28 protein-coding genes are annotated in these 25,570 nt (G+C 66.1%); 17 read left to right on the top strand and 11 right to left on the bottom strand.

The window, feature by feature from the left end; genetic code table 11:
- Window positions 1-11: 11 nt before the first annotated feature.
- Window positions 12-1,193, bottom strand: coding sequence for a tyrosine-type recombinase/integrase (locus G6N25_RS03205; protein WP_062906211.1), 1,182 nt, complete (start codon window positions 1,191-1,193; stop codon window positions 12-14).
- A 104-nt stretch (window positions 1,194-1,297) separates the two neighbouring features.
- The gene (locus G6N25_RS03200) at window positions 1,298-1,477 is read right to left on the bottom strand and encodes a helix-turn-helix domain-containing protein (RefSeq protein ID WP_232065910.1); all 180 of its coding nucleotides are present in this window, start codon (window positions 1,475-1,477) and stop codon (window positions 1,298-1,300) included.
- 746 nt (window positions 1,478-2,223) lie between these two features.
- Here G6N25_RS03200 and G6N25_RS03195 point away from each other — a divergent pair.
- The 3 genes from G6N25_RS03195 (at window position 2,224) to G6N25_RS03185 (ending at window position 5,090) form a co-directional block, all read left to right on the top strand.
- On the top strand, window positions 2,224-2,553 hold the full coding sequence (locus G6N25_RS03195) for a hypothetical protein (protein WP_139825137.1): 330 nt from the start codon (window positions 2,224-2,226) through the stop codon (window positions 2,551-2,553).
- Between the two features lie 2,055 nt (window positions 2,554-4,608).
- On the top strand, window positions 4,609-4,854 hold the full coding sequence (locus G6N25_RS03190; RefSeq protein WP_139825136.1) for a hypothetical protein: 246 nt from the start codon (window positions 4,609-4,611) through the stop codon (window positions 4,852-4,854).
- On the top strand, window positions 4,848-5,090 hold the full coding sequence (locus tag G6N25_RS03185; RefSeq protein WP_062906347.1) for a hypothetical protein: 243 nt from the start codon (window positions 4,848-4,850) through the stop codon (window positions 5,088-5,090). Before G6N25_RS03190 ends, G6N25_RS03185 begins: the two co-directional genes overlap by 7 nt.
- On the opposite strand, the gene G6N25_RS03180 is transcribed toward G6N25_RS03185, so the two are convergent.
- Both G6N25_RS03180 and G6N25_RS03175 read right to left on the bottom strand, forming a co-directional pair.
- On the bottom strand, window positions 5,065-6,147 hold the full coding sequence (locus G6N25_RS03180) for an NAD(P)H-dependent amine dehydrogenase family protein (RefSeq protein ID WP_071509273.1): 1,083 nt from the start codon (window positions 6,145-6,147) through the stop codon (window positions 5,065-5,067). The genes G6N25_RS03185 and G6N25_RS03180 overlap by 26 nt on opposite strands.
- A gap of 23 nt (window positions 6,148-6,170) precedes the next feature.
- Complete coding sequence (locus G6N25_RS03175; RefSeq protein ID WP_062906345.1) at window positions 6,171-7,013, bottom strand: coniferyl-alcohol dehydrogenase; 843 nt, start codon at window positions 7,011-7,013, stop codon at window positions 6,171-6,173.
- Between the two features lie 170 nt (window positions 7,014-7,183).
- Here G6N25_RS03175 and G6N25_RS03170 point away from each other — a divergent pair, with 170 nt between their 5' ends.
- From G6N25_RS03170 to G6N25_RS03160, 3 genes are all read left to right on the top strand, one after another.
- Entirely contained in the window at window positions 7,184-8,713 is a 1,530-nt protein-coding gene (locus G6N25_RS03170) for an aldehyde dehydrogenase family protein (RefSeq protein ID WP_062906344.1), read from the top strand.
- A 236-nt stretch (window positions 8,714-8,949) separates the two neighbouring features.
- Entirely contained in the window at window positions 8,950-9,744 is a 795-nt protein-coding gene (locus tag G6N25_RS03165) for an alpha/beta fold hydrolase (RefSeq protein WP_062906343.1), read from the top strand.
- Window positions 9,728-10,417 (top strand): TetR/AcrR family transcriptional regulator, encoded by a 690-nt coding sequence (locus G6N25_RS03160; protein ID WP_062906342.1) that lies wholly within the window; start codon window positions 9,728-9,730, stop codon window positions 10,415-10,417. The genes G6N25_RS03165 and G6N25_RS03160 overlap by 17 nt, the downstream gene beginning before the upstream one ends.
- A 17-nt stretch (window positions 10,418-10,434) precedes the next feature.
- On the opposite strand, the gene G6N25_RS03155 is transcribed toward G6N25_RS03160, so the two are convergent.
- Window positions 10,435-11,646, bottom strand: a complete 1,212-nt coding sequence (locus tag G6N25_RS03155; RefSeq protein ID WP_081235395.1) for a CaiB/BaiF CoA transferase family protein — start codon at window positions 11,644-11,646, stop codon at window positions 10,435-10,437.
- A gap of 72 nt (window positions 11,647-11,718) precedes the next feature.
- Window positions 11,719-12,480, bottom strand: coding sequence for an SDR family oxidoreductase (locus G6N25_RS03150; protein WP_062906319.1), 762 nt, complete (start codon window positions 12,478-12,480; stop codon window positions 11,719-11,721).
- 176 nt (window positions 12,481-12,656) lie between these two features.
- Between G6N25_RS03150 and G6N25_RS03145 the strand changes: the two genes are divergently transcribed.
- Genes G6N25_RS03145 through G6N25_RS03110 form a run of 8 tightly spaced genes read left to right on the top strand, consistent with a single transcriptional unit; the run spans window position 12,657 to window position 20,623 of the window.
- A complete protein-coding gene (locus G6N25_RS03145; RefSeq protein ID WP_232065689.1) occupies window positions 12,657-13,655 on the top strand; it encodes a dihydrodipicolinate synthase family protein in 999 nt (332 codons plus the stop codon).
- Window positions 13,656-13,670: 15 nt separating this feature from the next.
- A complete protein-coding gene (locus tag G6N25_RS03140) occupies window positions 13,671-14,792 on the top strand; it encodes an acyl-CoA dehydrogenase family protein (RefSeq protein WP_062906317.1) in 1,122 nt (373 codons plus the stop codon).
- Complete coding sequence (locus G6N25_RS03135) at window positions 14,785-15,780, top strand: acyl-CoA dehydrogenase family protein (protein ID WP_231111474.1); 996 nt, start codon at window positions 14,785-14,787, stop codon at window positions 15,778-15,780. Before G6N25_RS03140 ends, G6N25_RS03135 begins: the two co-directional genes overlap by 8 nt.
- Window positions 15,777-16,577 (top strand): enoyl-CoA hydratase/isomerase family protein, encoded by an 801-nt coding sequence (locus G6N25_RS03130; RefSeq protein WP_071509268.1) that lies wholly within the window; start codon window positions 15,777-15,779, stop codon window positions 16,575-16,577. Before G6N25_RS03135 ends, G6N25_RS03130 begins: the two co-directional genes overlap by 4 nt.
- Window positions 16,577-17,317: an SDR family NAD(P)-dependent oxidoreductase gene (locus tag G6N25_RS03125; protein ID WP_071509269.1), complete on the top strand. Its 741-nt coding sequence runs from the start codon at window positions 16,577-16,579 to the stop codon at window positions 17,315-17,317. Before G6N25_RS03130 ends, G6N25_RS03125 begins: the two co-directional genes overlap by 1 nt.
- A complete protein-coding gene (locus tag G6N25_RS03120) occupies window positions 17,314-18,966 on the top strand; it encodes an AMP-binding protein (RefSeq protein WP_071509270.1) in 1,653 nt (550 codons plus the stop codon). The genes G6N25_RS03125 and G6N25_RS03120 overlap by 4 nt, the downstream gene beginning before the upstream one ends.
- Window positions 18,963-19,787: an acyl-CoA thioesterase gene (locus G6N25_RS03115; RefSeq protein ID WP_081235403.1), complete on the top strand. Its 825-nt coding sequence runs from the start codon at window positions 18,963-18,965 to the stop codon at window positions 19,785-19,787. The genes G6N25_RS03120 and G6N25_RS03115 overlap by 4 nt, the downstream gene beginning before the upstream one ends.
- A complete protein-coding gene (locus G6N25_RS03110; RefSeq protein ID WP_062906390.1) occupies window positions 19,784-20,623 on the top strand; it encodes an enoyl-CoA hydratase in 840 nt (279 codons plus the stop codon). The genes G6N25_RS03115 and G6N25_RS03110 overlap by 4 nt, the downstream gene beginning before the upstream one ends.
- 30 nt (window positions 20,624-20,653) lie before the next feature.
- Here the strand turns inward: G6N25_RS03110 and G6N25_RS03105 are convergent, their stop codons facing one another.
- From G6N25_RS03105 to G6N25_RS03090, 4 genes are read right to left on the bottom strand one after another with little or no spacing between them, the layout of a single operon-like run.
- Window positions 20,654-21,148 carry a YceI family protein gene (locus tag G6N25_RS03105; RefSeq protein WP_158084893.1) on the bottom strand — a complete coding sequence of 165 codons (495 nt, stop codon included), beginning with the start codon at window positions 21,146-21,148 and terminating at the stop codon, window positions 20,654-20,656.
- Window positions 21,138-21,278, bottom strand: coding sequence for a hypothetical protein (locus G6N25_RS03100; protein ID WP_158084894.1), 141 nt, complete (start codon window positions 21,276-21,278; stop codon window positions 21,138-21,140). The genes G6N25_RS03105 and G6N25_RS03100 overlap by 11 nt, the downstream gene beginning before the upstream one ends.
- Complete coding sequence (locus G6N25_RS03095; protein WP_062906622.1) at window positions 21,275-21,952, bottom strand: class I SAM-dependent methyltransferase; 678 nt, start codon at window positions 21,950-21,952, stop codon at window positions 21,275-21,277. Before G6N25_RS03095 ends, G6N25_RS03100 begins: the two co-directional genes overlap by 4 nt.
- Window positions 21,952-22,554, bottom strand: coding sequence for a pyridoxamine 5'-phosphate oxidase family protein (locus tag G6N25_RS03090; protein WP_081235445.1), 603 nt, complete (start codon window positions 22,552-22,554; stop codon window positions 21,952-21,954). Before G6N25_RS03090 ends, G6N25_RS03095 begins: the two co-directional genes overlap by 1 nt.
- 54 nt (window positions 22,555-22,608) lie before the next feature.
- Here G6N25_RS03090 and G6N25_RS03085 point away from each other — a divergent pair, with 54 nt between their 5' ends.
- The 3 genes from G6N25_RS03085 (at window position 22,609) to G6N25_RS03075 (ending at window position 25,112) form a co-directional block, all read left to right on the top strand.
- Complete coding sequence (locus tag G6N25_RS03085; protein WP_071509972.1) at window positions 22,609-23,271, top strand: TetR/AcrR family transcriptional regulator; 663 nt, start codon at window positions 22,609-22,611, stop codon at window positions 23,269-23,271.
- A gap of 85 nt (window positions 23,272-23,356) precedes the next feature.
- Window positions 23,357-23,920 carry a MarR family winged helix-turn-helix transcriptional regulator gene (locus tag G6N25_RS03080; RefSeq protein WP_062906581.1) on the top strand — a complete coding sequence of 188 codons (564 nt, stop codon included), beginning with the start codon at window positions 23,357-23,359 and terminating at the stop codon, window positions 23,918-23,920.
- Window positions 23,921-24,614: 694 nt separating this feature from the next.
- Complete coding sequence (locus G6N25_RS03075; RefSeq protein WP_062906580.1) at window positions 24,615-25,112, top strand: Dps family protein; 498 nt, start codon at window positions 24,615-24,617, stop codon at window positions 25,110-25,112.
- Here the strand turns inward: G6N25_RS03075 and G6N25_RS03070 are convergent.
- Window positions 25,109-25,552, bottom strand: a complete 444-nt coding sequence (locus G6N25_RS03070) for a pyridoxamine 5'-phosphate oxidase family protein (protein WP_062906579.1) — start codon at window positions 25,550-25,552, stop codon at window positions 25,109-25,111. The two genes, G6N25_RS03075 and G6N25_RS03070, sit on opposite strands and share 4 nt — an antisense overlap.
- Window positions 25,553-25,570: the final 18 nt, after the last annotated feature.

The raw sequence follows: 25,570 nt of genomic DNA, 5'->3' as shown, positions 1-25,570 counted from the left end.
CTAACTTTGTCCTACCACGCTGCCGAGAACACCGCCGACGCAGCGGTCAGGCGGTCGTCGGTGACCCGCCCGTAGACCGCCTGTGTCATGCGTTCGGTGTGGCCATGCCAGGCAGCGACCACATCGGCGGCGATACCCGCCGCGCGCATCCGGGAGATATTCGAGTGCCGCAGCTTGCCGAGCGTGATTGCCTTGAGCCCTGCCGCCTTGCGCTGAGCGGTGAACTCGCGGGAGTATTCGCGAACCGGCAACCAAGTGCCGTCGACCCGCGAAAGCAACAGGTCATCGTCGGCGAAAGGTCGGCCCACCGCCAGGCGCTCACGCAGGTGGGCAGTGCGCATCGCCTTCAGCATCGCCAGTTCGCGGGGCGGCAACGGCAGATCGCGGGCGCTGCGTTCAGTCTTGGTCGCCACGATGGTGTCGCGGCCGTTCACATCAACACGGGCCTGACGGATACGCAACGTGCCGGCCTCCAGGGCGACGTCTGACCAGCGCAGCCCGCCGACCTCCTCGCGGCGAAGGCCGAGCAGGGTGAGCCCGAAGCACCCGCCGAGGCGATGAGCCGCGACGTGATCGAGGAACGTGCTCATCTGCTCGGGGGTCCAGATGTCATCGGCTGCGGTGGCGGTGATGGCCTTCTGTTCGGGTGATTCGAGATCGGCCGAGGGGTCATAGGTCAGCCAGCGCATCTTGCGCGCGTGCGCCAGGACCGACTTGAGTCGGACGATCGCGCGGCGCTTGGTGGCCGGCGCTAGCGTCGCGCCACCCTTGCCGGTCAGTTTGGCCGACCAGTTCGCCAGCGCGGCGGGCGTGAGCTTCTGCACCGGCAACGCACCGAACGCTCTGCGTGCGTAGGCCAGCGACTCGCGGTCAGCGCGAACGGTATTCGGGCCGAGGGACGGGTCGGCCTCGCGCAGCGTCATCCAATGGTCGGCGACCTCATCGAACGTGCGCGCGGACTTCGGCGCCCATGTGGCGGTGCTCCACTGCTGACGTTGCTCGGTCACCCAGTCCTGCGCGGCCTTCTTGGTGGCGAACACCTTGGTTGGCCGGACCTGTCGGCCGGTCACCGGATCGGTGCCAAGAGTGGGCCGGGCGCGCCACCCTTTCCCGTTGGGCAGCTTCTTGATTGAGCTGTCGGTACGCTCGCCGCGCTTCCTGGGGTGCTCGGCCAGTGGGGTGTCGGTGCTCATCGGCCGGTCTCCTCGGTGGTCGTGCTCCAGTCGCGGCGAAGGTAGCCGCGTCGCTTGGCCTCGGCCATCCATCTATTTGGAACCCCGCTGGTACACAGAGCCTTTCATGAGGCTAGTTCACGAAGGCCGGCGGTTACCACGTAGACGCGGCCGCCGAGCCGGCGGACTGGCAGGTCGCCGGAGGCCGCCAGTCGGTAGGCTGCCGCCCGGCTTATCCCGAGCAGCTGCGCGGCCCGTGGTACTGCGAGCAGAAGGGGCAGATCGTTGAACGCGTTGTCTTCCATTTTCATCACCACCCTCCGAGGGATCGTGTTGGGATGGGGCGCTGTCGGATCTATGAGATTGTCGAGCCCGGTCGGCTTCGCGCTTCGGAGGGCCGTTGATCGCCTCGGTCTCACGGAGGGTCCCAACACCACTGTAATTCTCTGCGGTGACGCTTCGTGCAATACTTTTGCGTTCCGCCTTATGAGTTCGCTCGGCGCTGGCTCTGCGCGCTTCAATGCGCTCGCGCAAACCGGTGGAACCCCCCGGCGCACTCGAACACTCCGCCCTTCCCAACCTCTCTGCTATCCACAGTTTCAATTCTTTCCGTAACATCTCAAATGCACTGTTCCCGTTTCACTTACACTCACGCGCATCACTGTGTCCCTTATGTATCGCCACCCCAAGATTCTGCATGGCACATTTGCACAGGTGTGTGCAAGTCTTGCGTTGATGACGTCTTTGACAGTCAGCAGTTGTGCGCGGGCGGTCGGGTTGACCGGGTCGACTGGGTCATGCCGACTAATGCAGGTGCTCATTGATTCACTGTACGAAGGCTGAAGAGCTAAGGCGACGGTCAGAGGAAAGTTTTTCGCCTGCGTGTCGAGGCGTGCAGCACAGACTTTAAATCGCTGCCCACCAGTATTTCCCGCTGTTTCCCGGTCTGGCGGCACCTCGTGAGAGATCCGGAACGCGAGGCTCGATTGCGTCTCGAAATGCTAAGCCTTGACTGCGGCATAACTGTGGCGACAGTCGTTACATTCGGAAGGTGGCGAGGGAAGCAGAACAGCTGGATCCGCGCCGGCGGCCGTACCCAGTTTCGCCTCTGCCGAACGTTGTCGAGACTGCGCGCAAGCGGGCCGTGCTCCTCACCGACGTGGTATCTCACCTCGCCAGGTACCGGATCGCGCTGAAGGCGTTGGCAGACTTCGAACGTCGTCATGAAAGCGTTGAGCGGGCTGCCGATTTGGAAGACATCTATCTCTCGCTTTATAACCCCACAAATCAATTCAGTATCGATGCCGATGATGCTCATGCGGGGTGGGTCAACCTGCGTGGGCTAAGCGAATCGGAGCAGTGCAGGTTGCCTGAAGTCTGATCTCGACAGAAACGCCCGAAAGCCCTGCAATCCTGCGAGCATGATGTTCGAGAGGCTTGTTTCGGCGGCCATTATGGCCACGGAGCCAGGCCAGCCACCACGCTAACGACAAGCGTTCAATTCCAAATTGGAAGGAGTTGAACCTCTTCCGGGGTGTCGCATCGGTGCTTTCGTCCGCAGCGGATGGGCGGCCGCATTGGCGATCTCTTCTGCGCTGCGGCATCGGCTGTGCTAGCCCCGTAGTAGTGGATCCTGAGCATCACTGCGACGCCGCGTGCGCGGCGAAGCGTGGCTCGTTGTTGGGGCTGACTGCTCGGGTCGCCGAGGGCTGGTTTCTTGAGTCGGTCATCCAGTGCGTGTCAGCACTCGCTCGCGGTGCGGTAGGCCTGGCGTTCCGGTCAGTCGGCCGGTGTTCGCTCGAGGTCTGCGCCGTGTGCGCCAATGGGCGCTGCTGCCCGCGGCGAATGTGGTTTTCTTGCCGCCTGCTTGGCTTGCTTTGCTGTGTTGCGAGGTCAAGCCGCGGCATCTCCCACGATGCGGATCGCCGACCGAAACACGCGCCGAGCAAGGTACTCGTTAGCAGTGCCGCAGCTTGCATGCGGATCCTGTCGAATCCGTCCCTGAGGCGTTGGGCCCGACGCGGGTTTTAGTACCTTGTGGCGTTCGGAAGTATTACCTGCGCGAGCTCCCTGGCCGCTCGCAACACTCGTTTATCGAGCTCCTTTCTGCGGGCTCTGGCAGTGATCTGAGCGAGCACCCAGGCGCAGTGGTCGGGGTCGTTGAGTACGTGTATTTCGATGTCTTCAGTCGTCGGTGGGCGAGGCACAATCACCGGCCGAACAACCGCCGGGGAGAGCCGGGGAACCTCGACGACGCGGATCGCGGTTCCGGTGCGTGCAGCGGCAGTGCGCTCGGCGTGTGCCGCCCGCCGGCAGGCAGTTGAGCACCAGATTCTGCGCCGACCTCGGCGCGGACTGTCGCCGGGTAGTGACGTAGGTACCGGCAGACCACAGCGCGGGCACGCAGGCCCCGCGCCCTCAGCATCCATACCGCCCATATTAAATCGTCCTGACGAAATGTTGCCATCCCGAGACCTGTGTGCAAGAGGTGTGATGTTCGGGGAGGGTGTGAAATTAGGGTTCCCTAAGTCGCGCTGGCTTTGGATGCGTGGTCGATGCTAGAGGCGCCTGCACGCCGAGGAGTGGCGGCGTATTGAGGCCAACATGGTTCGCGGATCACAGGCAAATGCTTTCGCGGTCTGGAGGTCGGCCCTGGGTGCCTATGGGTACGGTCGATTTTGGTTCTACCCGGGTGGCGTGCGGATCATGATGCAGCCCAACCGCTATGCGTTGGCCGCAGCCGCGGATGGTGCTCCGCTGGAGCAGTCGGTGATAGCGCTGCACGGCTGCAAATAACACGGCATGCGTTCGGGTGAGATTGGTGGGAGCGGATGGGTCCGCATTCTGTTGTGCCCGGCTGGCAGCGCGCGACGGCATGGAGACGATGGCTCGAGCGGGCCGCGGGCGCGGTCGCGTGGCGGTACGCCGTGGCTATAACCATGTGAAGGCGCGAGGGCCCGTGCGGTGGCGCTGCGCGAAGCGCGCGCGCCACGGTTGTTGGGGTCGACGATTGTCATGACCTGGCGTGTGCTGGCGGAGCACCACATGGTGGTGTGCGGTGCGGGGTAGTCGGCGCGGCTGGGGCGGGCATCAGGCGCGGGGCCGTGGCGGCGCGCTCACGGGCGCTGTCGACGTGCCGGGGCGCTGGTGGGGAATTGGGATGATTTCAGGGGCGACCATGGCGGTCCGCGGCGACGGGATCGCTGGCTTGGCGAGGAGTGTCGCCCGGGTAGCGGGCCGTGGCGGTCTGGCGGCCGGGCGCCGGGGTAGCGGAAGAAAAGGGGGCCCGGCCGCCCCGTTGATTGGCGAACTGGCCGGCCCCGATTGCCGGCGTGGCCGGTTACAGCGTTTGCAGCACCGGGAATGCTTGGCCGTCTCTTTCCCGATGATTCTGATGCCCGGTGTGACGGCCAGGATTTGGGGACCCTCCGTGGCCATGCTGGCCGACGCGATTGGCGTGACGCTCGACGGCATCGACGAGGCGCATCGCCTCATCCACGCCAAAGAGGACGTCGAGATCGCTTCGGGGCGCATCGCCAAGGGGACCGTGTCAGGCATGTCGTTCAAAATCAGGGGAATGGTCGACGGCGAGGCACGCGTCGTGATCGAGCACATCACCAAATTACGTCGTGAGGACTTTCCTTTCCCGAGCACGGCTTTGACGATTGTTACCGGGTGGTGATCGACGGTGAGCCCAACATCAGGGTCGACATGTCGCTCACCTCGGACTTCGGCGACAGCACCCACGCCGGCTACGTCGTCGCTGTCACGCAGGTCACCACCGCCATTCCCGCGGTCTGCGCGGCGCCTGCCGGGGTACTGACCTACCTGGATCTTCCGCCGCACGGTGCGCGGCCTGCTCTGACGGCTGCCGACATGCGCACCGCCCGATTCAGGCGAACGACCCTGCGGCGCTGATTGTGGGCAGATCCAGAAACGAGCAGACGCCCGACGGAGCGGCACACACGATGGGGATCGAGTTCACGACGCGCGCCGCCGTGGCCACGCAACCCGCCGTGGTCGGGTCGTCCTCGTCGAAGATGACTTCCGCGGTGAACGATGGCGTGCCCTCGACCATCACCCGGAAGCCGCCGGAACCGATCGACGGCCACTGTGGCGCCACGTCCCGATGGATCCGGGTGATGTGTTCGACGGCGATCCTGGTCTCCGCGCCGACGATGCCGAGTAGCTCGAAGCGGTATCCGGCGACGGTGCCCTTCCCGATCGGTCCCATGGGGACCTCGAAGTCCTCGTCGGCGGCGGCGAGGTCGACCACGGCCGTCAGGTCGTCGAGTGTCACGCCGAGGGCGTCGGCGAGCAGGAGCACCGGGCCGCCCATGCCAGCGGCGAGGATGTGTTCGGCGAACGCGTCGCCATAGCTCGGGTCACAGGGCGCCCCCCAGATCCCGCCGTGCGAGACGTGGTAGTTGGGCTGGTCATACGTCGCGTAGCTGAGGCACTCCTGGGCGCGGATCGACCTGATGCCGCGGGAGATGCTGCTCAAGCTGAGCGCCAGCGCATCGCACATGAAGCCCGGTTCGATGCCGGTGCCGAAGAACGTGGTCCCCCCGGATTCGGCCGCCAGGCGCAGGCGTTCGTAGACGTCGTCGCCGAACGCCCGCGGGTTGGTCAGCCCGGAGATGCCGGTAGCCACGACGTTCTTGCCGCTGGCCAGGAGTCGGCACATCGTGTCGACGCTTTCCCACCCGTCGGTGCCGGCCTCCTTGGGAGACCCGGAGGGCTCCGCAGCCATGTACACGACGCAGTCGGCGTCCAGGGCGACGAGATCATCGATGTCATGGGTGGCGCGCGGGCCACCGGTCACCAACCGGGCCAGCTCGCCGGCGGTGCGCCCCACATTCTGCTCCCGTTTCACCCATACCCCGACGACGTCAAAAGCCGTGTCCTGGAGCAGGAAGCGCAGCGTGTGCGCCCCGGTGTTGCCGGTACCCCATTGGATCACTCGATAGGGCAAGGCGGGAGCGCCTTGTCGACTGGTCACGATCCGCTGGCGCTGCTGTCCGAGGTGTCGAACAACTTGGTCAGGTCGAGCTGGCCGGACTGCACGGCGCCGAAGAATCCGCCGTCGGTGACAAGTGCCTCGCCGTTGATGTAGCTCGAGCGGGGGCTGTTGAGGAAGATCAGCGGCCACGCCTGTTCCTCGGCGGTTGAGCGCCGCCGGATCGGGCCGACGAAGGCGTCGATGATGTTCTGTCCCGCGAACTCCACGAAGTGGGGCAGCATGGCGGTGTCCGTCGGTCCGGGGTTGATGCAGTTGAGCCGGACGCCATCGGTGATCAGCGTGGCCGCCCGCGACGCGACCCAGGCGTTGATCGCCTTCTTCGAAAACGGGTACGCGCCGACCGCCCCGATGTCGTCATGGGCCTCACACCATCGCTTGCCCTCGTCGAATCCGTCGGTGGACACCAGTTCCATCAGCTGCTCGAGCTCCAGCTGCCAGCCCATGGCGGCGTTGGATGCGACCACCGCGATCGCTCCGCCGGCGGGAATCTTGGGCAGGATCAGGTTCACCAGGTGCCGGGCGCCCACGAAGTTGACCAGCATCACGTCCAGACCGGAAAACGGCGGCCCCGGTAGGCCCGCGCAGCCGAAATAGGCGTGGACCGGCCCGTCGATGGACTCGGCGGCCCGCTCGATGGATGCGCGGTCGCGCAGGTCCGCTTCGAGCACCCGGTCGACCGGAACCGCGGTGGGGCGGACGTCGAGCGGGGTGACCCGAGCCCCCAGCTTGGTCAGGATCGTCGCCGTCGCTGCGCCCATTCCGGACGCGGCACCGGTGACCACCACGTGGCGCCCCGCATATCCCAGTACGTCTTCCATGCTTCCTCCGACCATGATGTAGCGATGATGCTGTCTGCTATCTGAAGATATAACAGGTGCTGTAAGCGAAACATAACGTCCTCGCTATAGGAATAGGCTGCTAGCGTCATCTGACATCTGGACCCACGCGGTGCAGCGGGGTCGAATCTGGGAATTGGAGGTAGTGCGCGGTGAGTGACCGGTGGGATTACGACGCGGTGTTCATCGACGGCGCCTGGACGGCGGACGACACGGTGGGGGTCATCGAAGTCATCGACCCGGCCACCGAGGAGGTCATCGGCACGGTTCCCGACGCGGGCCTCAAGGCCACTCACGCCGCGATCGCGGCCGCCCGACGGGCCTTCGACGACGGGCCGTGGCCGCGGACCTCGCCGCGGGAACGCGCCGTCGTGCTACGCCGATTCGCCGGAATCCTTGATGAGCGCCACGATTTCCTCAAGAAGCTGGTGATGGCCGAGTCGGGGTCGGTCGGCTTTCTCGCCGACATCATCCAGGTGCGTGGCGCGATCGACATCGCGCAGTGGATCGCCGAGGCCATGGAACTCGCGGTGCGCTGGACCGAAGTGTCGCCGCCGGCCGGGGGTCCGACCGGCATGGCCGGGCACGCCGTGGTCCGGGAACCGGTCGGCGTGGTGGCCGCCATTACCCCGTTCAACTTCCCGTTCTTCCTCAACATTGTGAAGGTCGTGCCGGCGTTGGCGGCCGGCTGCACCGTGGTGCTCAAGCCGCACCAGTGGACGCCGCTGGACGCCTTCGAAATCGCCAAAGCCGCTGAGGATGCCGGCCTTCCGCCCGGCGTGCTCAACGTGATCGCCGGGGGCCCTGAAGTCGGCGAGGAGATGACCACTCATCCCATGGTCGACATGGTGACTTTCACCGGTTCCACCGCGACCGGACGAACGATCATGGCGGCCGCGGCGCCCACGGTCAAACGCCTGCAGCTCGAGCTCGGCGGCAAAAGCGCATCGATCGTCCTCGACGATGTCCCCGAAGACCACGTCGCCAACATGGGAATCATCAGCTCGATGATCCACGCCGGCCAGGGCTGCGCCATACAGACGAGGCTGTTGCTGCCCGAGCACCTGCTCGACGCGTACGTCGACGGCGCCAAGAAGTCGGCATTGTCGCTCAAGGTGGGCGATCCCCGGGAGCCCGACACCCTCATCGGCCCGTTGATCCGGGAGCAGCAGCGAGCCCGAGTGGAGGCGTACGTGCGGTCCGGTCTCGATGAGGGGGCGGAGCTGGTATTCGGGGGCAAGCGTCCCGGGCACCTGACCAAGGGGTTCTTCTACGAGCCGACGCTGTTCATCAACGCCCGCAATGACATGCGGATTGCTCAGGAGGAAATCTTTGGTCCGGTCCTCACCGTGATCACCTACAAGACCGAAGAGGAAGCGATTCGCATCGCCAATGACTCGATCTACGGACTTGGGGGCGGCGTCCTCGCCGGCAATACCGCGCGTGGCTTCAACGTCGCCCGTCAGATCCGGGCCGGAAATGTTTCGGTGCAGACGGCGGGCTCGCCAACCGTCAACGCCGAGGCGCTGGGCAGCTCCGGTCCTGGCTGGTCGGCCGAACAGCCCAGCGGGGTGGGCATCACGGGTGTCTTCGGCGGATTCAAGCAGAGCGGCATCGGCAGGGAGTGGGGGCACCACGGGATCGAGGAGTTCACCGAGCTCAAATCCATTGCCTGGAGCTGAGTGGCAATGACCGTCACACATCCGATCGGCACGCTGGCCTGCCTTTAGCATGTTAACCTCGTACCACGGCACCTAAGCGTTTCGTCCTCCGAGAACGTGATGCCCGTAACGCAAGAACTCGGTACCCGGCAGCCGACGGCGTGAGGGAGACGAATGAGCGCTCAATTGCATTCATCTGTCTCCGAACGGACCTATCGTCTGCCAGTGAACGAGAACAACCTTGTTGAGGGGAGCGCATGACTGAGGACCTGGGCATGCCCGGTGCCTTCACCTATCAACATGACGGGTTGACGTTGGCCTATGCAGTGGTCGGCGACGGGCCTCAGCCGATGTTGTTCGTCCACGGCGCGACCGCGACCGGCGAATTCGAGTGGGCCGACCTGGCCGCCGCCATGGGGCCGGACTATCGCTGCATCCTGCCCGATCTACGCGGCCATGGTCGGTCGGAATTCCGGCCGACGGCCATGACGGGGGCCGCGGTCCGCTCGGACCTGCGCTATCTCATCGACTACCTGGACCTGGGGCCCCCGCACATCGTGGGGTTCTCCTACGGCGCGGAGATCGCCCTGACCCTGGAGCTGGAGAACCCGGGAACGGCGCAGTCGTTGATCCTCATTTCTCCCGGGACGGGACGCCCCGACGACTACCGCGCGCCGCGGCTCGAGCATCTACACCGCACGTGGCCCTTCGCGCTGCGACGCCTGCACGAGGCCGCCCATGGGCTCGAGCACTGGCGCGACCTTGTCACGGCGCTGCATGACGACAGCGTGTCTTGGCCCGAATTGAGCGATGACACGTTGGCCGGCGTCGCGTGCCCGATTCTGTTGATGGCAGGCGAGCGGGACGAAGCGACGCGTCGGCAGCAGGGTCGGCGGTTCGCGCAAGTCAATCCGCGAGCCCGCTTCGTCGAGATCGCGGGCGCGGCGCATTCGGCCCACCAGAAGTGCCCAGATACGGTCAGGGGAGTTATCGGTGAATTCCTGGCCGAAGTCGACCTTGAGAGAGCGGAGCGTCATGGCGCGGTCAACTGAGCTGAAGGCGAAAAAAAATCATGAGCCGGCGGAGGCGCCCGTACCGAGTTGGCAGAGGGACAGTGTCGATCGGTCGCTGCGCAACGCCCGCGCGCGCGCCCAGGCCCGCAGCGACCGCTTCGTCTCAGCTGCAATAGAACTCCTCGGGGAGCGAGACGAAAGCGACTTCACCATCCAGGATGTCGTCGACAAGTCCAACATGTCCCAGCGGACCTTCTACACCTTCTTCGACGGCAAGGACAGCCTGCTGTTGGCGGTGTACGAGACGATCCTGCGGACCACAGCGATGCCGATGATGCGCGAGCGGTGCGAAGGCATCACCGATCCGGTGCTGCGGCTGCGGACCCTCATGGAGGCCCTCTCCGAAATCACCGCGATGCCGGCCCGACTGGCGCGCGGGCTCAGCGTCTTGCACCTGCGGCTGGCCGAGTCCCGGCCCAATGACCTGGCCTACGCCCTGGAACCGCTGCACTCCTTCATCGTTGAGCTGCTCGGAGACGTCGCCGACGCCGGCCTGCTCCGGGACGATGTCCCGCTCGCCAGCCAGGCCGCGCTACTTCAGGAACTGCTGCTGGCGACCGCGCACTCCGCGGTCTTGTCCGGCGGGCGGTCGACCAGCGTGGACCACCTCTGGGCGTTTTGCTCGGCGGCGATCCTGCGCACGACGTCCTGACGCGCGAGGGCGCTCCCTCAGGTCACCGCGCCACTGATCTTGAGGTCGATCAGCTCGTCGTCGGACTTGCCGAGAGCCCGCAGAATGTCGTCGGTGTGCTCGGCGAATTGTGGTGCCCGCGTGAGCTGTACCGGCTTCTCGTCGAACTGGACCGGGTTGGCGACCAGTTCGCGCGCAGTGCCCTCGCTGTCGAGCACTTCGGAGATCAGGCCGTTGGCCCGTAAATCCGGGTCATGGCCCACTTCCCACGCATCCTGCGCGATGGCCCACTGGCCTTCCATGCCGGCGAACCGGGAAACCCATTCGGCGAGGGGCCGCGTGGCGAGCACACCCTGCACGACCTCGGCCGCTACCGCCGCGTTGCCCATCAGCGCCTCGGCGGTGGCGAAGCGCTCGTCGGTGATGAGGTCCTCGCGGTCGATGTGCCGGCAGAACTCGGGCCAGTACCGGCCGGGTTGGAGCATGGCCAGGACGAGCCAACGGTCGTCGGCGGTCCGGTAATTGCCGACCAGTGGGTTCGTCGGCGCCGAGTTGCCGGGGGCGCGGGGCGCCGGCGGGCCGCCCTCTAACAATGCGAAACCCACCGGGAGCGCGTTGGCCCAGGCGCCGACCCCTAGCAGGGATACGTCGACGACAGAAGTCTCACCGGTGCGCTGCCGGGCGAACAGAGCGGCGGCGATACCCCCGGCGATGGTCATGCCACCCAGCGAATCACCGTAGGCGCCGGCCGGCATCTTGCACAGGCCGTCGTAGTCCACCGGGGTGGTGCCCACCGCGCTGCCGGCTCGAGCCCAGAAGGCGGTGCTGTCATACCCGCCTTTTTCGCTGTCGGGCCCGTTGGCGCCGAAAGCCGATCCGCGCACGTAGATGATGTCGGGGTTGACGCAGCGGACGTCGTCGAGCTCGATGCCCAGCCGCCGGCGCGCCGCGGGCAGGAAGTTGGTCAGGAACACGTCGCTGGTGCGGATCAGTTCGTGTAGGACCTCCATCGCCCCGGGCTGCTCGAGCGCCAGGCCGAGGCTGCGCTTGCCCCGATTGGGGTGTTCCATCAACGGTGCGAAGGATCCGCTGCCGACCGGCATGCCCATCAGGGCGCTCAGGCCACGCTGGGCGTCGCCCTTTTCGGCGTGTTCGACCTTGATGACGTCGGCGCCCCAGTCGGCCAAGACCGCACCCGCGGACGGGACGAAGGTGAACTGTGCCACCTCCAGTACCCGGACGCCGTCCATCGGTCGGATCACTATTCCTCCTCTGCAATTTCAATGTTGGCCTGGGAGAAGCTCATTCGCGTCGGCGCCGGGTCAGCTGCTTGCTGGACGGACGTGGATCACGTCCATCATCACTTCGCGCGGCCGGGTGATGACGTCGTGCAGCACGTTGGCGACGGTCGTCGAGGTGAGGAGGTGGGTGCCACTCATTCGGGTCAGGTAGCCGTCGGCTTCCCAAAGGGGCCAGGCCTTTTCGAGGTCGCCCGGGCCGAAGTTCTCGTGAATTCCGGTATCTCCGACCGCGCCGAGGATGACCAGGGTCACCCGGATGCCGTCTCGTCGCAGCTCCTTGCTCATGGCTCCGGTGAACCCGTTGAGGCCGCGCTTGGTGGCGGCGTAGAGGGTCATCATCGGCATGTCGTCGAGGGTGATCTCCGAGGAGATGTTCATGATGTCGCCGCCGCCGGCCGCGCGCAGCAGCGGAATCGCCGAGCGCGTGGTGTAGATGGGAGCCACCAGGTTGGTGTTGATCGTGACGGCGATGTCTTCGTCGCTGGCTTCCTCGATCAGCCGAATCCGGCTAGCCCCTGCGGAGTTGATCAGGACGTCGATGCGGCCGAACTGCGCTGCGATCTGATCGAACGCGGCGTGCACATCGTGGCTGCTGGTGACATCGGTGACGATCGGGACGGCGCTGGGCCCGATGATCTCCACGACCTCGTCGAGGAGCAGTTTGCGGCGGGCGAGCAGCACAACCGTCGCGCCATCCTGCGCGAGCCGAATTGCGGTGGCCCGGCCGACGCCCATCGATGCGCCGGCGACCACGGCGACCCGGCCCCCCATGCTCTGCGACATCAAGCTCCTCGTGTTTTGCCAGGCGCGGCCATATCGACATCCGCCATCGTCGTGCGTGCGCAGTGCACTCGTTCCTTGCAATCAATGCACATATCGTTCTACCATGACGCGTACGTGATAGTCATCACCTGGTCCCGAGAAGCTCGTGTCCGGTAACAGTGCTGAAGGAGTCGCTTGTGGTCACCGGTGTCACCGGCAAAGAAGCGAAGGACTGGGCGTCAGAACACCTGTGGGGCAACTGCAGCTCGCTCTACACCCCGTTCCGCGGTCTCGACGGCGACGAAATCGACTACGAGGCGCTTCGCGCGTTGGTGCGGCACTGCCTGATCGACCTGGATCAGGACGGCATCTGGCTGACCGGCGGAATCGCCGAATTCTGGTCGCTGACCACCGACGAACTCAAAGAAGTAGCCCGGGTTGCCATCGAGGAGGCCCGACGGATCAAACCCGGCGCGCTGCTGCAGGTGATGTCGAGCACCGACACGGCTAAGCAGGCCGTCGAGCTCACGCTGAACGCCCAAGAGTTGGGCGCCGACATCTGCTACATTCTGACGCCCTACTTCGAGTGCTCCGGCAAGCCCGGCGTGCTGGAGTACATCCGCTACGTCGCCGACCGCACCGACATGCCGCTGGGCTTCTTCAACTCCCACTCGACAGGGCTGGTACTAACCCCCGAGGAATGCGTCGAGCTCTACCACGAAGTTCCGGCACTGTGTGGGCTCAAGAACGGGCTGCTCGACGCGCAGCACAGTCTGGCGATCCATCAGCTGGCCCCGGAAATGGTCATCTGGGAAGCGGCCGACGAGGCCGGGATCCGGTTGGGGATACCCCATCCTGGGGCGCTCGGTTCTGCGCTCTACCTTTACGAGAAGCCGGGCGCATTGCTGTTCAGAGAATGGCGAGAACTGCTGGTGCAAGGCGATTTCGAGCGCGCCGACAGCTTCGCCGCCGAGACCGGCTTGACCGCCATGCGTGAGGCAAGCCGCCGCTATCAGTCGCATCCCGCCCGGCCCGGAATGTTCACCCACTGGGGAGCCGGATTCAAATTCGGCGCCTCGTTGCTCGGACTGCCCGTCGGCGACCACCCCGCCCGACCCCCGCAGACTGCGTTCCCCGACGATCTGAAGCCGCCGATCCGTCAGGCCTACGTCGCCTCTGGGTTCATCGAATCTTAAGAACGGGCGGCTGTCGTGGAGGTGCGCGAATTTCGCGCGGGGGTACGGGCCTGGATCGACGAGTTCGGAGCGTCGCTGGTCCCGGCGGTCGAGGACCAGAGTGTCGAGGCGCAGTTAGATCACCAACGTCGCGTGCAGCAGTTGCTGTTCGACGCCGGTTGGATGCGCTGGGGATGGCCGGCTCGTGTCGGTGGTCTGGGGGGCTCGCCCATCCTGCGCGCCGTCCTCGGCGAGGAGCTCACCAGTCGAGCGCTGGTGCACACCACGTCCTGGTCGATGCACGAGGTGCTCGGACCGGCGGTGGCCGAATTCGGCCGGCCCGACCTGGTCGAGGACATCTTCCCGCGGCTGTTGCGTGGCGACGAATTCTGGTGTCAGGGGTTCTCCGAGCCCGACGCGGGCAGCGATCTGGGATCGATGCGGACGACCGCGCGCCCCATCCACGACGGTTGGGTTATCAATGGAGAGAAATTGTGGACCAGCTGGGCTCACCACGCCACCCGGTGCGTTGTGTTGGCCCGTACCGCCGGTCCCGGTTCACGGGGTATCAGCGCCTTTCTGGTGGACATGGACACACCGGGGGTGACCGCGAGCCCATTGGAAACCATGGCCGGCGTCGACGAATTCTGCTCGACGTCGTTTGTCGACGTCGAGGTCCCCGCGCGGCGTCTGCTCGGTGAGCTCGACGCCGGCTGGCGCGTCGCGCAGTTCATCTTGGCCTGTGAACGCGGCCCGATCTTCTGGCAGCGCGGCGCCTGGCTCGCTCACCATCTCGGCCTCCTCCTGGGCACCGCAGGCGACGGAGCGTCCATGTCGGCGCTCGGTGAGGCCTATCAACTGTTGTGGGCCTTTCGCGCCACATCGAAGAGCACCCAGGAGCGCATCGCTGCGGGTGATCTGCCCGGGCCCGAAGCCTCGGTGGACAAGATCATGATCGCTGCCGCCGACCAGGCCGTGTTCGATGCGGCGCGCGATCTGCTGCGCGGCGACATGGAAACCAGTGACACCGCGCGCAGCCGGGCATGGCGGCGCGAGTGGGCGTACTCGCGAGCGGCCACCATCTACGGAGGCACCAGTGAGATCCAGAAGGACATCGTGGCGTCGCGGCTGCTCGGATTGCCGAGAGCGCGTGACTGAGGCCCGCACTATCGACGCCGCGGAGCGTGCCCTGATGGCGGCGACGGTCCGCGGACTGGCCGAGGAGCTGGACGGGACCGAGCTCGCGCAGGCACTCGATGCGTTCGGATTCGCCGAGCTGCTCGCCGAGGCGCCCCGGGATGCGGTGTCGGCGCTGTTCACCGCGCTCGGTCGCGCCGGCTCGATGTCGACGTCTCTGCAGGACGTCCTGCTGCAACCGCTGGCCGCGTACCTGCCGGCGGCGACGACGGACTGCAACGTCGTGCTGCCCGGCATCGGCGCCGACCTGGTTGGCGCGACTGACGGCGAGCCGCTGGCGGTGCACGGCCTGGTGATCGGGGCGCGTCCGGCCCTGAGGTATCTGGCGCCGGTCGCGATCCGCGGTGAGCTGGCCTGGATCGACCTGCAGGAGTCCTCGGGGATCTCGACGCGGCGGGTCGACGGCCTTGATCCGGCGTTGGCGATCACCGAAGTCACCGGCGTCGACGTGACGGCCGACATGCTCGTAGCGGGGAAGCCGGCCGTCGCCGCCTGGGAAGCGGTGGCGACGGGGGGCCGGCTGGCACTGGGATATCAGATCATCGGTGCAGTCGGGCAGATGATCGACCTTGCCGTCGAACATGCCCGCAGCCGAGTGCAATTCGGCCGGCCCATTGGCTCGTTTCAGGCCGTTCGAACTCGCCTGGCCGACGCGCACGTCGCCCGCGAGGGTGCCGCCGCGGCCCTCGCCTCGGCCTGGGCCGCGGACGACCCCGTTCTGGCGGGTCTGCTGGCGAAATCGTTGGCGGGGCGCGCGGCCCGCATCGCCGCCACCCACTGCCAGCAGGTGCTGGCCGGCATCGGCTTCACCGCCGAGCATCCCTTCCACCGATTCTTGGCGCGCGCGATGGTGCTGGATTCGGTGCTGGGTTCGGCCAGCCAACTGCCCGCAGTGATCGGCGCCCACCTCATCTCGGCGGGGAAGATACCGCGGCTGGTGGACCTGTGAGCGACCCGTCCCACGCGCACCCGGCCGTCGTCGTCGACCGGCACGGGCCGGTGGCGTGCGTGACTTTGGCCCGGCCCGAGAAGGCCAACGCCATGGATGCCGAGATCACCGATGCCCTACTCGCGGCGGTCCTGGCGCTGCATGACGACCCCGATGTCCGCGCAATGGTGCTCACCGGTCAGGGCGGCGCCTTCAGCGCCGGCGGGGACTTCGAGACCATCCGCGCGATGCGTGCCGACCGCCAGCTGCGCGAGAAAGTCTTGGCCGCCCACCAGGAACTGTTCTGGGCAATGACGCAACTGCCTTTTCCGACCGTGGCCGCGGTCAATGGCCCCGCGGTCGGTGCCGGCGTCACGGTGGCGCTGCTGTGCGACCTGGTCGTGATGGCCGAAGACACCTTCCTCAGCGATCCCCGGGTGTCGCTCGGGCTGCTCGACGGCGCCGGCGGGTTGCTGCTCTGGCCGTTGCTGACCAGCCTGTCCGCCGCCAAGGAACATCTACTCCTGGGAGACCGGGTCAGAGGCGTCGAAGCCCATCGCCTGGGGCTGGCCAACCGAGCGGTACCGGCATCCGACGTGCTGGAGGAGGCACTGCAGCTGGCTAAGCGCCTCGGCGCGCTCCCGCCGCAGGCCGCCCGGCAGGCGCGCCAGCTGCTGAACTTTCACATCGATCGGGTCGCCGCGTTACTGCCACAGTGCGCCCGCGCGGAAATCGAGTGTTTTGACACCGAGGAGCACCGCGCGCTGCTGGAACGTCTGAGCGCACGGGTGGCGGCGAAGAACGCGAGCACCCCGTGATGGGCCGTGTCGCACTGGTCACGGGCGGAACCCGGGGGATCGGTCGTGCTATCACCGACCGGCTGAGCGGATCCGGCGTCGTGGTCGCCGCGGCATATGCCCGCGACGACGCGGCGGCGAACGCGGTGCGCGACGACGCCGCGCGGTGCGGGGCGACCGTGACCCCGCACCAGGCCGATGTCGGGGAACCGGCTTCCTGCCAGCGGCTGGTCGCCGAGGTCCTCGAGCAGCACGGGCGGCTGGATTATCTGGTCAACAACGCGGGGATGGTCAACGAGCAACGGCTCGCCGAGGTCAGCCCCGAGGACTGGCACCGCCAGCTCGCAGTGAATCTGTCTGCGGCATTTTTCCTCAGCCAGGCGGCCTTGGCGCACATGACCCAGCAGCGTTTCGGCCGAGTGGTCAACATCGGCTCGGTCACGGCGCTGCTGGGCAGCCCCGTGCAGGTCGCTTATGGCGCCGCCAAGGGCGGCATCGTCGGCCTGACCAGATCCTGTGCTCGCGCCGTCGCCCGCAAGGGCATCACCGTGAACTGCGTGATCCCCGGCAGCTTCGACACCGATCTGTCCGCCGAATTGGTGTACACGGACCGAGACGCGGTGACGTCGATGATCCCGGTTGGGCGGTGGGGTCGGCCCGAGGAGCTGGCGCACGCCGTCGCGTTTCTGCTCGACGACCTCGCGTCCTACGTCACCGGAGCGGTCCTGACCGTCGACGGCGGAATGAGCATGGGTGGATGAGGATAAACCGAACCCGACTCACCGCGGCCGATATCGTGGCGCCGCCGGTGGCCCCGGATCGCCTCGCGGAATACCGCCGCTTCGGCTACGTCAGCGACCAGACGATGTCGGCTTCGGTCGTCCGCGCCGCCTGTCAGTGGGGCTCACAGCCGGCCGTCATCCAGGGCGGCCACCAGCTGACCTACCAGGAGCTGCTCGAGGTGGTCGAACGTGCTGCCGCGTGGCTGGGCGGAGCCGGTATCGGCCCGGGTGACGTGGTCTGCTGGCAGACGCCGAACTGGTGGGAGGCCCACGTGCTGGGTCTGGCGATTTGGCATGCCGGCGCGGTGAGCTGCCCGATCGCCCCGTTCTACCGGGAACACGAGCTGCGCCAAGTCATCGAGCAGGTACGGCCGGCCGCTGTGGTGACCGCCGAGTCGTTTCGCGGCTTCGCCCACGCCGAAGCGTTCGACGACGTCCTCGCCGAAGCCGGTCTCGGTGACGTCGCCCGTATCGTGCTGCGGGGAACCCCGCGGGGCTGGGCACCGTTCGATGCGGTCATCGCGCACGGTCGCCGCCAAGAATCCGCCGTCGTCGAGGCCGATGATCCGTGCCTGATCCTCTTCACTTCGGGGACTACGTCGGGTGCCAAAGCCGCGGTGCACTCGTCGCGCACGTTGCTCGCCGAAACCCGGCAGCTCGCCGATGCGTGGGGCCTGTCCTGGGAGGACGTCGCATACATGGCCGCCCCTTTGCAACACATCACCGGCGTGCTCAACGCGATGACCATCCCCCTGCTGGTCGGCGCCTCCGCGGTGCTGGCCGAACGGTGGGAAGCTGATGTCGCGGTGACCGACATCATGCGTCACCGCGTGACCTATTCGGCCGGGGCGACGGTGTTCCTGCAGGAATTGACCGACGCTGCCCGCGCCGCCCACGTTCACCTGCCGCTGCGCATGTTCGCCTGCGGCGGGGCGGCGGTCCCACGCGCAGTGATGGAACGCAGCGAAGAACAAGGAATTCCGGCAGCGCGGGTGTACGGCATGACCGAGCTTCCAACCGCGACGGTAATGAACCGCGCCTATCCGTTCGACCTGCGGGCGGAGACCGACGGCGCGATCGCCCCGGGAGTGCAGGTCCGCGTCGTCGGGTCGGACGGCGAGCCACTGCCCGCGGGCTGCGCCGGCGAACTGCTGGTGCGCGGACCCGAGCAGATGCTCGGCTACCTTGACCCTGAGGCCAACCGGGCCGCAATCGACGACGCAGGATGGTTCTCAACCGGAGACGTCGGTCTCGTCGACGGCGCGCGCTTCGTCACCATCACCGGGCGTGTCAAGGATGTGATCAACCGGGGCGGCGAGAAGTTCTCCGCCCGCGACATCGAAGACCTGCTCGTCAAACACCCCGCGGTGCGCCACGCCGCCGTGGTGCCCGGACCCGACGCGAGGTTCGGTGAGGTTCCGGTGGCGTTCGTTGTGTTGGATCGGCCGGGTGAGGCGTCCGCCGAAGAGCTGTCGGGGCACCTGCGCGCCACCGGTCTGGCACGCCAAAAGACCCCCGTCGCATGGCATTTCGTGGACGCTCTACCGATGACACCGTCGGGCAAGGTCAAGAAGTTCGAGCTGGCCGCAACCATCGATACCGTCGCCGCCGCGGGAAGGCAACGATGAATCTCGATCAATTTCGCGCCATGCTCACCCTGGGTGGCGACGCCGAGGGCCGCACGGTGCTGCCGGTTCCGGACCCGAGCGTCGAGCGGATCTTCGGCGGGCAAATCATGGCGCAGCTCATCGTTGCCGCCGCGCCGCCGGGATCGGCCAAAACGGTGAAGTCACTGCAAATCGCGTTCCCTCGCGCCGGACGCGCCGCCGAGCCGTTGTACCTGGACCTGGAGCAAACCCACGACGGGCGCTCGCTGGGACATCGACGTGCCGTGGCGTGGCAGGGCCAGCAGACCGACCGCCGCGTGGTCGCGACCGCGTCGATCCTTCTCGACCGCGCCGACGACAGCTACGACTACCAGTACAGCACCGCCGAGGCCGGTGATCCGATGGCGGGCAAGCCAATTGACTTCGCTGTGATCCCGGGCGAAGCCCGCCTGATCGGCGACGGACTGGACGTCGAGGATGCGGTGTCCGCGGAGCTCGGGTTCTGGATGCGCTGCCCGGACTTCACCGATACCGCGCTTGCCCAACCCGTCATCGCCTACATCTCGGACTGGCCCCTGATAGGCACCCTGCTCAAAGCGGTGCCTGGGGTAAGCCAGCGCGACGCCCACGTCAGCGTCCAAACCGGCGTGGTGACCCATTCGGTGTGGTTTCACCAAGAGTTCGACGTCGCGGAGTGGCTGCTGGTGCAAATCCACGGCGTGCGATTGGTCGGTGGCCGCGGCTTCGGCACCGGCAACGTCTACACCCAGTCCGGAACACATGTCGCGTCCTTCGCGCAGGAAAGTGTCATACGGACCCCACCGAAAGGAATGCAGCCATGACAGCGCAACACTTCGTCCGCTACGACGTCGAGGATCGGGTCGCGGTCATCACCCTGGACCGCGCCGACGCCGCCAACGCCCAGACACCGGGCATCTTGAAGGATCTCGATGAGGCCTGGCGGCACGCCGACGAGGACCCCGAGGTGCGGGTCATCGTTTTACAGACCTCCGGCAAGCACTTCTCCGCCGGGCACGACATGTCGGGCACCGATCCGTCGGCTGACGGGCGCAGCCTGAGCCCGCGGCGCACCGACGGCAAGCTCCTCGCGGACACCTACTACGACTGGGAGACCCGCGGCTACCTGGAGTACGCGAAGCGCTGGCGCGACATCCCCAAGCCGTCCATCGCCGCGGTTCAGGGCAAGTGCATCGCGGCCGGGCTGATGCTGTGCTGGCCATGCGACCTCATCGTCGCCGCGGACAACGCGCAATTCTCCGACCCGGTCGGCCTGATGGGCATCATGGGCGTCGAATACCACGCGCACACTTGGGAACTCGGGCCCCGCAAGGCCAAGGAGATGCTGTTCACTGCCGGTTCGGTGACCGCCGAAGAGGCGCTGCGCTGCGGGATGGTCAATCACGTTGTGCCGCTTGAGGATTTACGGTCGGCCACCATGACGCTCGCTCATCGCATCGCCCAGACCGACCCCTGGGCGCTGCGCATGGCCAAGCGCGCGGTCAACCACACCCTGGACACCATGGGCTTCTCGACGGCGATCGCGTCATGTTTCGACATGCATCATCTCGGCCACACCCGGGCGCTGGCCGCGACCAACGGGCAGACCGTCGTGATGGCCGACCTGGAACGGATGAAGGCCGCGGGCCGCGGAAAGTGAAATGGTTTGCCGGCAAGGCCCAGCGGTCTGTCAGGCCCGCTTGAGGGTGACGTCGAGGATGACCTTGACGGGCTTTGTGGTGCCCCGTCGGCTGATCCCGTAGTCCATGGGCGACAGGACCACCGTGGCCTTGTAGCGGGGCGGTCCCGCTGTAGTCGACCGCGTCGCGTGAAAGGTGACCGACTGGCCGATGTCTCGGATGCGGAGGGTGCCGGTGACGTTGAGCCCGGTGGGCGTTTCGACGATGGCGGTGCTGCGGAAGTTCATGGTAGGAAACCGTGCGGTCGCAAACACGTTATCGGCCCTGAGGTGCTCGTCGCGAAGCTTCATGCCGGTGTCCACGCTGTTGGTCCATATCACGGCCGAGATCGCGGATGCGGCCACCGCGGGCCCCACGGTGATCACCGATTCGTAGCGGTCGAACCGGCCGTTCACCTTTATGCCAAAGACCGCCTTAGCCCGAAAACCGATTGACGTCGCCGCGCTATCCAAGATCCACTCGCCGACGCTCAATTCAGGGTTCACAACGCACCATCCTCTCCTTTGACGCGTACTTGACGACGGTGCGCTGCCCGCCGAGGTCGATTGCCGCGTCATCGGTTGCCACGGTGGCCTCGACGGTGTGTGGGCCGCCGACAACACGGCCGCCCGTCAATGCGCCTCGTTGCGAAATGGCAACCGCGCCTCGAAGAACTCGACCGCTCCGCTGCGTTCAAGTGTGACGACATCCAGGCCGAATTCCTTTAGCCATTCCTCGATTTCGCCTGTGCGCGCAGTGTTTCCGAACACACCGGCGCGACGCAGCATCGCGATCAGGGCATCCTGGCGCGGACCCCGACCGATAACGCATGACGTTCCCCGCAGGGTCCCGCCCGGCCGCAGCACTCGAACAAGTTCGGCCAGCGCCGCGCGCGGATCCGGCAGACAGTGCAGCCCGTTGTAGGTCAGGCACAGATCAAAGCTGGCGTCGGCGAATTGAAGTGCGGTCACATCGGCTTGGACGAACTCGATCGCGTCGTGTACCGCCCGTCGGTCCGCCTCCCGGCGCGCGCGCTGGAGCATGTACGGCGATATGTCGGCCGCGACGTAATGCACGGCTTGACCGGTTCGCAGACCGCGGAAGGCCAGGCCACCCCCGCACGGGATGTCGAGTACCGAGGCGCCGACCGGGGCATCGGCGAGTCGCGCGATGTCGGTGAACATCCGCCGCAGGTCGGCGCCCCACATCGCCCAGGCGCCGAGCCTTGCGACACTGTCGTGCTTGACGCCGGCGTCGTAAATGGCCGCTGTGACACGATCAGAGCGCCATTTCTCGGTGACGTCGGTCATCACTCGGCGTGCGTGTCGGGAGCGTCCCAGGGCAGCGACCCCGAGACCCAGTGGGCCAGTTCCTGCTGTTCGTTGCTGTGCAAGTGTCGTGGCGGCGTCACGAACGTCGCGTACGGTCGGCAGCGCACCAGCACCCGGCCTTCCTGCTCTGCGACAGCTTTGACCGCGGGGCGTAGCTCGGCGGATACTGGCTCACCCGACATGCGTTCGGCCACTGCCATCATCACGTCGATCAGGGTTTCCTCGTCGTCGTCGATCACCGCATCGCAATAGACCTGCAGGTAGGCGAACGGCCAGGTCTCGTCTAGTACACAGAGACTGACTTTGCCGTTGCGGGCCACGGCTTTCGCCTTGGCGCGACCGGCCATGGTCGCCACCAGCAGGTCGTTGTTGCCATCTGGGACGTAATAGACGATCGACATCGCCGGGCCGTCCGCTCGGCGGCCGTAGCCGAATACGCAGGTGCGGTGGGTCCGGACGAATTCCCGCCGCTCCGAGGGCAGCATGTCGCGATCCGTCGGCGCTTGAAACGGGGCCTTCGACAGCGGCAACAGACGCGCCGGTGCGGCGACTCCGTCGTGGGTCTCGCGGGCAGTGCTCATGGATCGGGCCTTTCACCGTTATTATCGACTGATAATAACGGTACACTTTCAGCGATGGAACGCAAGGCCCCAACGCCGACCACGGTGCGCCTGCGCCGGGCGAGGACCGACATCCGCCAGGCGCTGCTGGAGTCGGCGCTAGTCGAGTTCGGGGCCAAGGGCTTCGACGGCGCGTCGACGCGGACGATCGCATCCCGCGTGCAGGCGCATCAGCCGCAGATCAACTATCACTTCGAGTCGAAAACGGCCCTGTGGACCGCCGCGGTGGATCACCTGTTCGCGCTGTTGCGCGAGGCATTCGACGGCGCCATCCCTGCGACGCCCACCGGCGTTGAAGTGTCGGCACTGGCTACCGCCTTTGCCGACGGGATACGTCGATTCGTAGCATTTGCCGCCGAGCACCCCGAGCTCAACCAGATCATGGTTCATGAGGGCACCGCAGAGACCGACCGGTTGAAGTGGATGATCGAAACGCATGTAAAGCCGTTCTTCGACGGTATCCGACCGGCCTGGCGAGTGCTTCGCAAAGCCGGCGTTGCTGCACCCATCGACAGCGAGATCCTGTACTACGTGCTCATTGGCGCGGCATCGCTGCCCTACGTGAATGCCCCTGAAGTCCGCCTTCTCACCGGGCGGGATCCCAGTAGCGCCACCTGGATTCGGGCTCACGCCGACGGATTGGTCGCCATCCTGCTGCCGGGGTTAGCCGCCGGCTGATACCCGCGTGGCAGTCGGCGCGGCCGGGCTGGAGCCAGCTTGCTTTACTTGCTCGCGCGAACAGATATTCCGTAATGTAAGCCTCGTGGCAGCTGGGAAGCCGGGCGGCAAGAGAGCACGAAGGACGAAGCAAGAAGGGGTAACTCCGCTTACCGCGGGTGAAGTCAAGGTGATTCGAGCACTGCACCCGGGTTTTGTGACCATGATGCGGCAGCTCGATGCTGACTTGCAGCGCGAGCATCGTATGTCGCACGCGGAATTCGTCGCGTTGATGTTTTTGTCCGAGGCTTCCGACCGCACGCTGGGGCTCAGCGAACTGGCTCGGCGCTGCCAGCAGTCGTTGAGCGCGATCAGCCGCACCATCGGGCGGTTGGAGGCCCAGGCGTTGGTCCGCCGTGAGCAGTCATCGCAGGACGCCCGCGCTTACAACGCTGTGCTCACCGATGAAGGGCTCACCCGATTGGAGCAAGCCGTCCCAACCCACGTCGTCAGTCTGCGTCGCCACCTATTCGATCACCTCGACGGCGTCGACCTCAAAGCCATCGGCAATGCATTCGCAAGCATCGCGGCCGCCGCTAGTGGAGACCCTCACGCGGTTCCCGATCAACCATCACCAGACACCCCGGTTGGGCGATACATCACGGGCTGAACGGCAGCGACGCCGCGTTGGAGACTTCAATTTCGACGTGGTTGCCCGGGCTGGGGCGGTGGCGGTAGTCCCGGCACCCGCGCAGCGAGACCCTCCCGGATCCCCGCCTCTATCCCTGCCGCCGGGCTGCCAGCGGGTGGGGTGGTCTTCTGGCAGCTACAGCTGAGGCCGCCAAACGGGTTCGGGCCGGCGCCGCCGACCGCGTTCGAGTCGGCGTTGGCCGGTGCTGCCGCCCCAACAATGGAGCCGAGAGCAATCGCGGCGCTGACCGCTATTTTGGTGATCACTCGGCGGTGCTGAGTCGTCATGTCGTCCTCTTTCCTCGAGATGAAAACGGACGCCTCGTCGCGGTGACCGTCTGACTTGCCTACGCCAGCCTATACTTGCTTGCGCGTACAAGCAATCGATGGTCAGCAGGCATGCCATGCTTCGATCTGCGCATCCCTCGCCACGGCACTCGAAAGCATGTGCCGCCGAGCAGGCTTCGACTTCTGTAGCCGGGTCGTGAGCAGGCCACCAGCGCTCACCATGGGTCGTTGCGGGCCTTCTTGGCATCGCTCGCGCTTCGTTGACTGTAAGCGACGTCACCGATCGGCCTCCGGCATTAGCCCTTGTTTGTTGGCGCCAGCAAGCATAAACTTGCGAGCGCAAGCAAATTATCGGGAAGAATAGGTGACCCATGACCGCAGCCCCCATGACCGATCGGCGAGGCAATCGTCGTTTTGCCGACGACATCGTGAACTTCACGGCGTCCCCACGGCTGGCCGCCAATCTGCAGCGCGTGCTAGTCGACCTCATCGAACTGCACCTGCAAGGCAAGCAAGCACACTGGAACGTCATCGGCTCAAACTTCCGCGATCTGCACCTGCAGCTCGACGAGCTCGTTGACGCCGCGCGCGACGCCAGCGACACCATCGCCGAGCGGATGCGTGCCCTCGACGCCGTTCCCGACGGCCGGTCCGACACGGTCGCAGCGACGACAAGCCTGCCGCAATTCCCGGCCGACCAGGTAAACACCGGTGACGTCGTCGATCTGGTGACCGCGCGGACGTACGCAACGGTCGACACCATCCGTGACGTGCACGACGCCGTCGACGCCGAAGAGCCCAGCACGAGCGATCTGCTCCACGAGATCATCCACTCACTGGAGAAGCTCGCGTGGATGATCAGGTCCGAGAATCGAAAGATTTAATAACTGAGAGGGTGGAGCATTCGCTTGGCGTCGAAGCTGTTCCACGCTCGCGGACGAAGCTCGATGACGACGCGGTCCTGCCGGGCCAACGCCGCGGCGTCCAGGCCCGCCATTTGGCAGAACCGCGGGTAGAACCATTCGGCTGTGGACACGTCGTCGTGCACGACCGCCAACGTCCGGGCACTGATCATCCGGCCATGGCCGAGTGGTTTACCTGCGCTGGACACTGCGACCGTGCTTCGGGGGTCCGCGACCAGGCAGGCGACCCGGGGACGGTCGCGGAAGGACGTCACCCAGAAGGCATCGCGCTCAAACACGTAGGTGAGGAACGTCGATACCGGCCAGCCGTCGCTGTTGAGCCACCCGACGGCGCACTCGGTCTGCACCGCGAGCAGTTGCGTTCGCTCGTCATCAGTCAGTCGGAAGGCCGTGAAATCCATGGCTTTCCCTTCCTCGTC

The sequence above is a fragment of the Mycobacterium heidelbergense genome, from assembly GCF_010730745.1.
Taxonomy (GTDB): domain Bacteria; phylum Actinomycetota; class Actinomycetes; order Mycobacteriales; family Mycobacteriaceae; genus Mycobacterium; species Mycobacterium heidelbergense.
Note: the sequence above shows the minus strand (reverse complement) of the source record. Positions and strands in the feature narration are given on the sequence as shown.

Excerpts from the sequence above, each read along its gene's own strand:
- G6N25_RS03085 (WP_071509972.1), top strand. The coding sequence starts at position 22,609 with ATGGAACGCAAGGCCCCAACGCCGACCACGGTGCGCCTGCGCCGGGCG.
- G6N25_RS03075 (WP_062906580.1), top strand. The coding sequence starts at position 24,615 with ATGACCGATCGGCGAGGCAATCGTCGTTTTGCCGACGACATCGTGAAC.
- G6N25_RS03115 (WP_081235403.1), top strand. The coding sequence starts at position 18,963 with ATGAATCTCGATCAATTTCGCGCCATGCTCACCCTGGGTGGCGACGCC.
- G6N25_RS03125 (WP_071509269.1), top strand. The coding sequence starts at position 16,577 with ATGGGCCGTGTCGCACTGGTCACGGGCGGAACCCGGGGGATCGGTCGT.
- G6N25_RS03175 (WP_062906345.1), bottom strand. The coding sequence starts at position 7,013 with ATGGAAGACGTACTGGGATATGCGGGGCGCCACGTGGTGGTCACCGGT.
- G6N25_RS03070 (WP_062906579.1), bottom strand. The coding sequence starts at position 25,552 with ATGGATTTCACGGCCTTCCGACTGACTGATGACGAGCGAACGCAACTG.
- G6N25_RS03110 (WP_062906390.1), top strand. The coding sequence starts at position 19,784 with ATGACAGCGCAACACTTCGTCCGCTACGACGTCGAGGATCGGGTCGCG.
- G6N25_RS03150 (WP_062906319.1), bottom strand. The coding sequence starts at position 12,480 with ATGTCGCAGAGCATGGGGGGCCGGGTCGCCGTGGTCGCCGGCGCATCG.
- G6N25_RS03090 (WP_081235445.1), bottom strand. The coding sequence starts at position 22,554 with ATGAGCACTGCCCGCGAGACCCACGACGGAGTCGCCGCACCGGCGCGT.
- G6N25_RS03120 (WP_071509270.1), top strand. The coding sequence starts at position 17,314 with ATGAGGATAAACCGAACCCGACTCACCGCGGCCGATATCGTGGCGCCG.
- G6N25_RS03155 (WP_081235395.1), bottom strand. The coding sequence starts at position 11,646 with ATGGACGGCGTCCGGGTACTGGAGGTGGCACAGTTCACCTTCGTCCCG.
- G6N25_RS03160 (WP_062906342.1), top strand. The coding sequence starts at position 9,728 with ATGGCGCGGTCAACTGAGCTGAAGGCGAAAAAAAATCATGAGCCGGCG.
- G6N25_RS03190 (WP_139825136.1), top strand. The coding sequence starts at position 4,609 with ATGCTGGCCGACGCGATTGGCGTGACGCTCGACGGCATCGACGAGGCG.
- G6N25_RS03205 (WP_062906211.1), bottom strand. The coding sequence starts at position 1,193 with ATGAGCACCGACACCCCACTGGCCGAGCACCCCAGGAAGCGCGGCGAG.
- G6N25_RS03200 (WP_232065910.1), bottom strand. The coding sequence starts at position 1,477 with ATGGAAGACAACGCGTTCAACGATCTGCCCCTTCTGCTCGCAGTACCA.
- G6N25_RS03095 (WP_062906622.1), bottom strand. The coding sequence starts at position 21,952 with ATGACCGACGTCACCGAGAAATGGCGCTCTGATCGTGTCACAGCGGCC.
- G6N25_RS03165 (WP_062906343.1), top strand. The coding sequence starts at position 8,950 with ATGACTGAGGACCTGGGCATGCCCGGTGCCTTCACCTATCAACATGAC.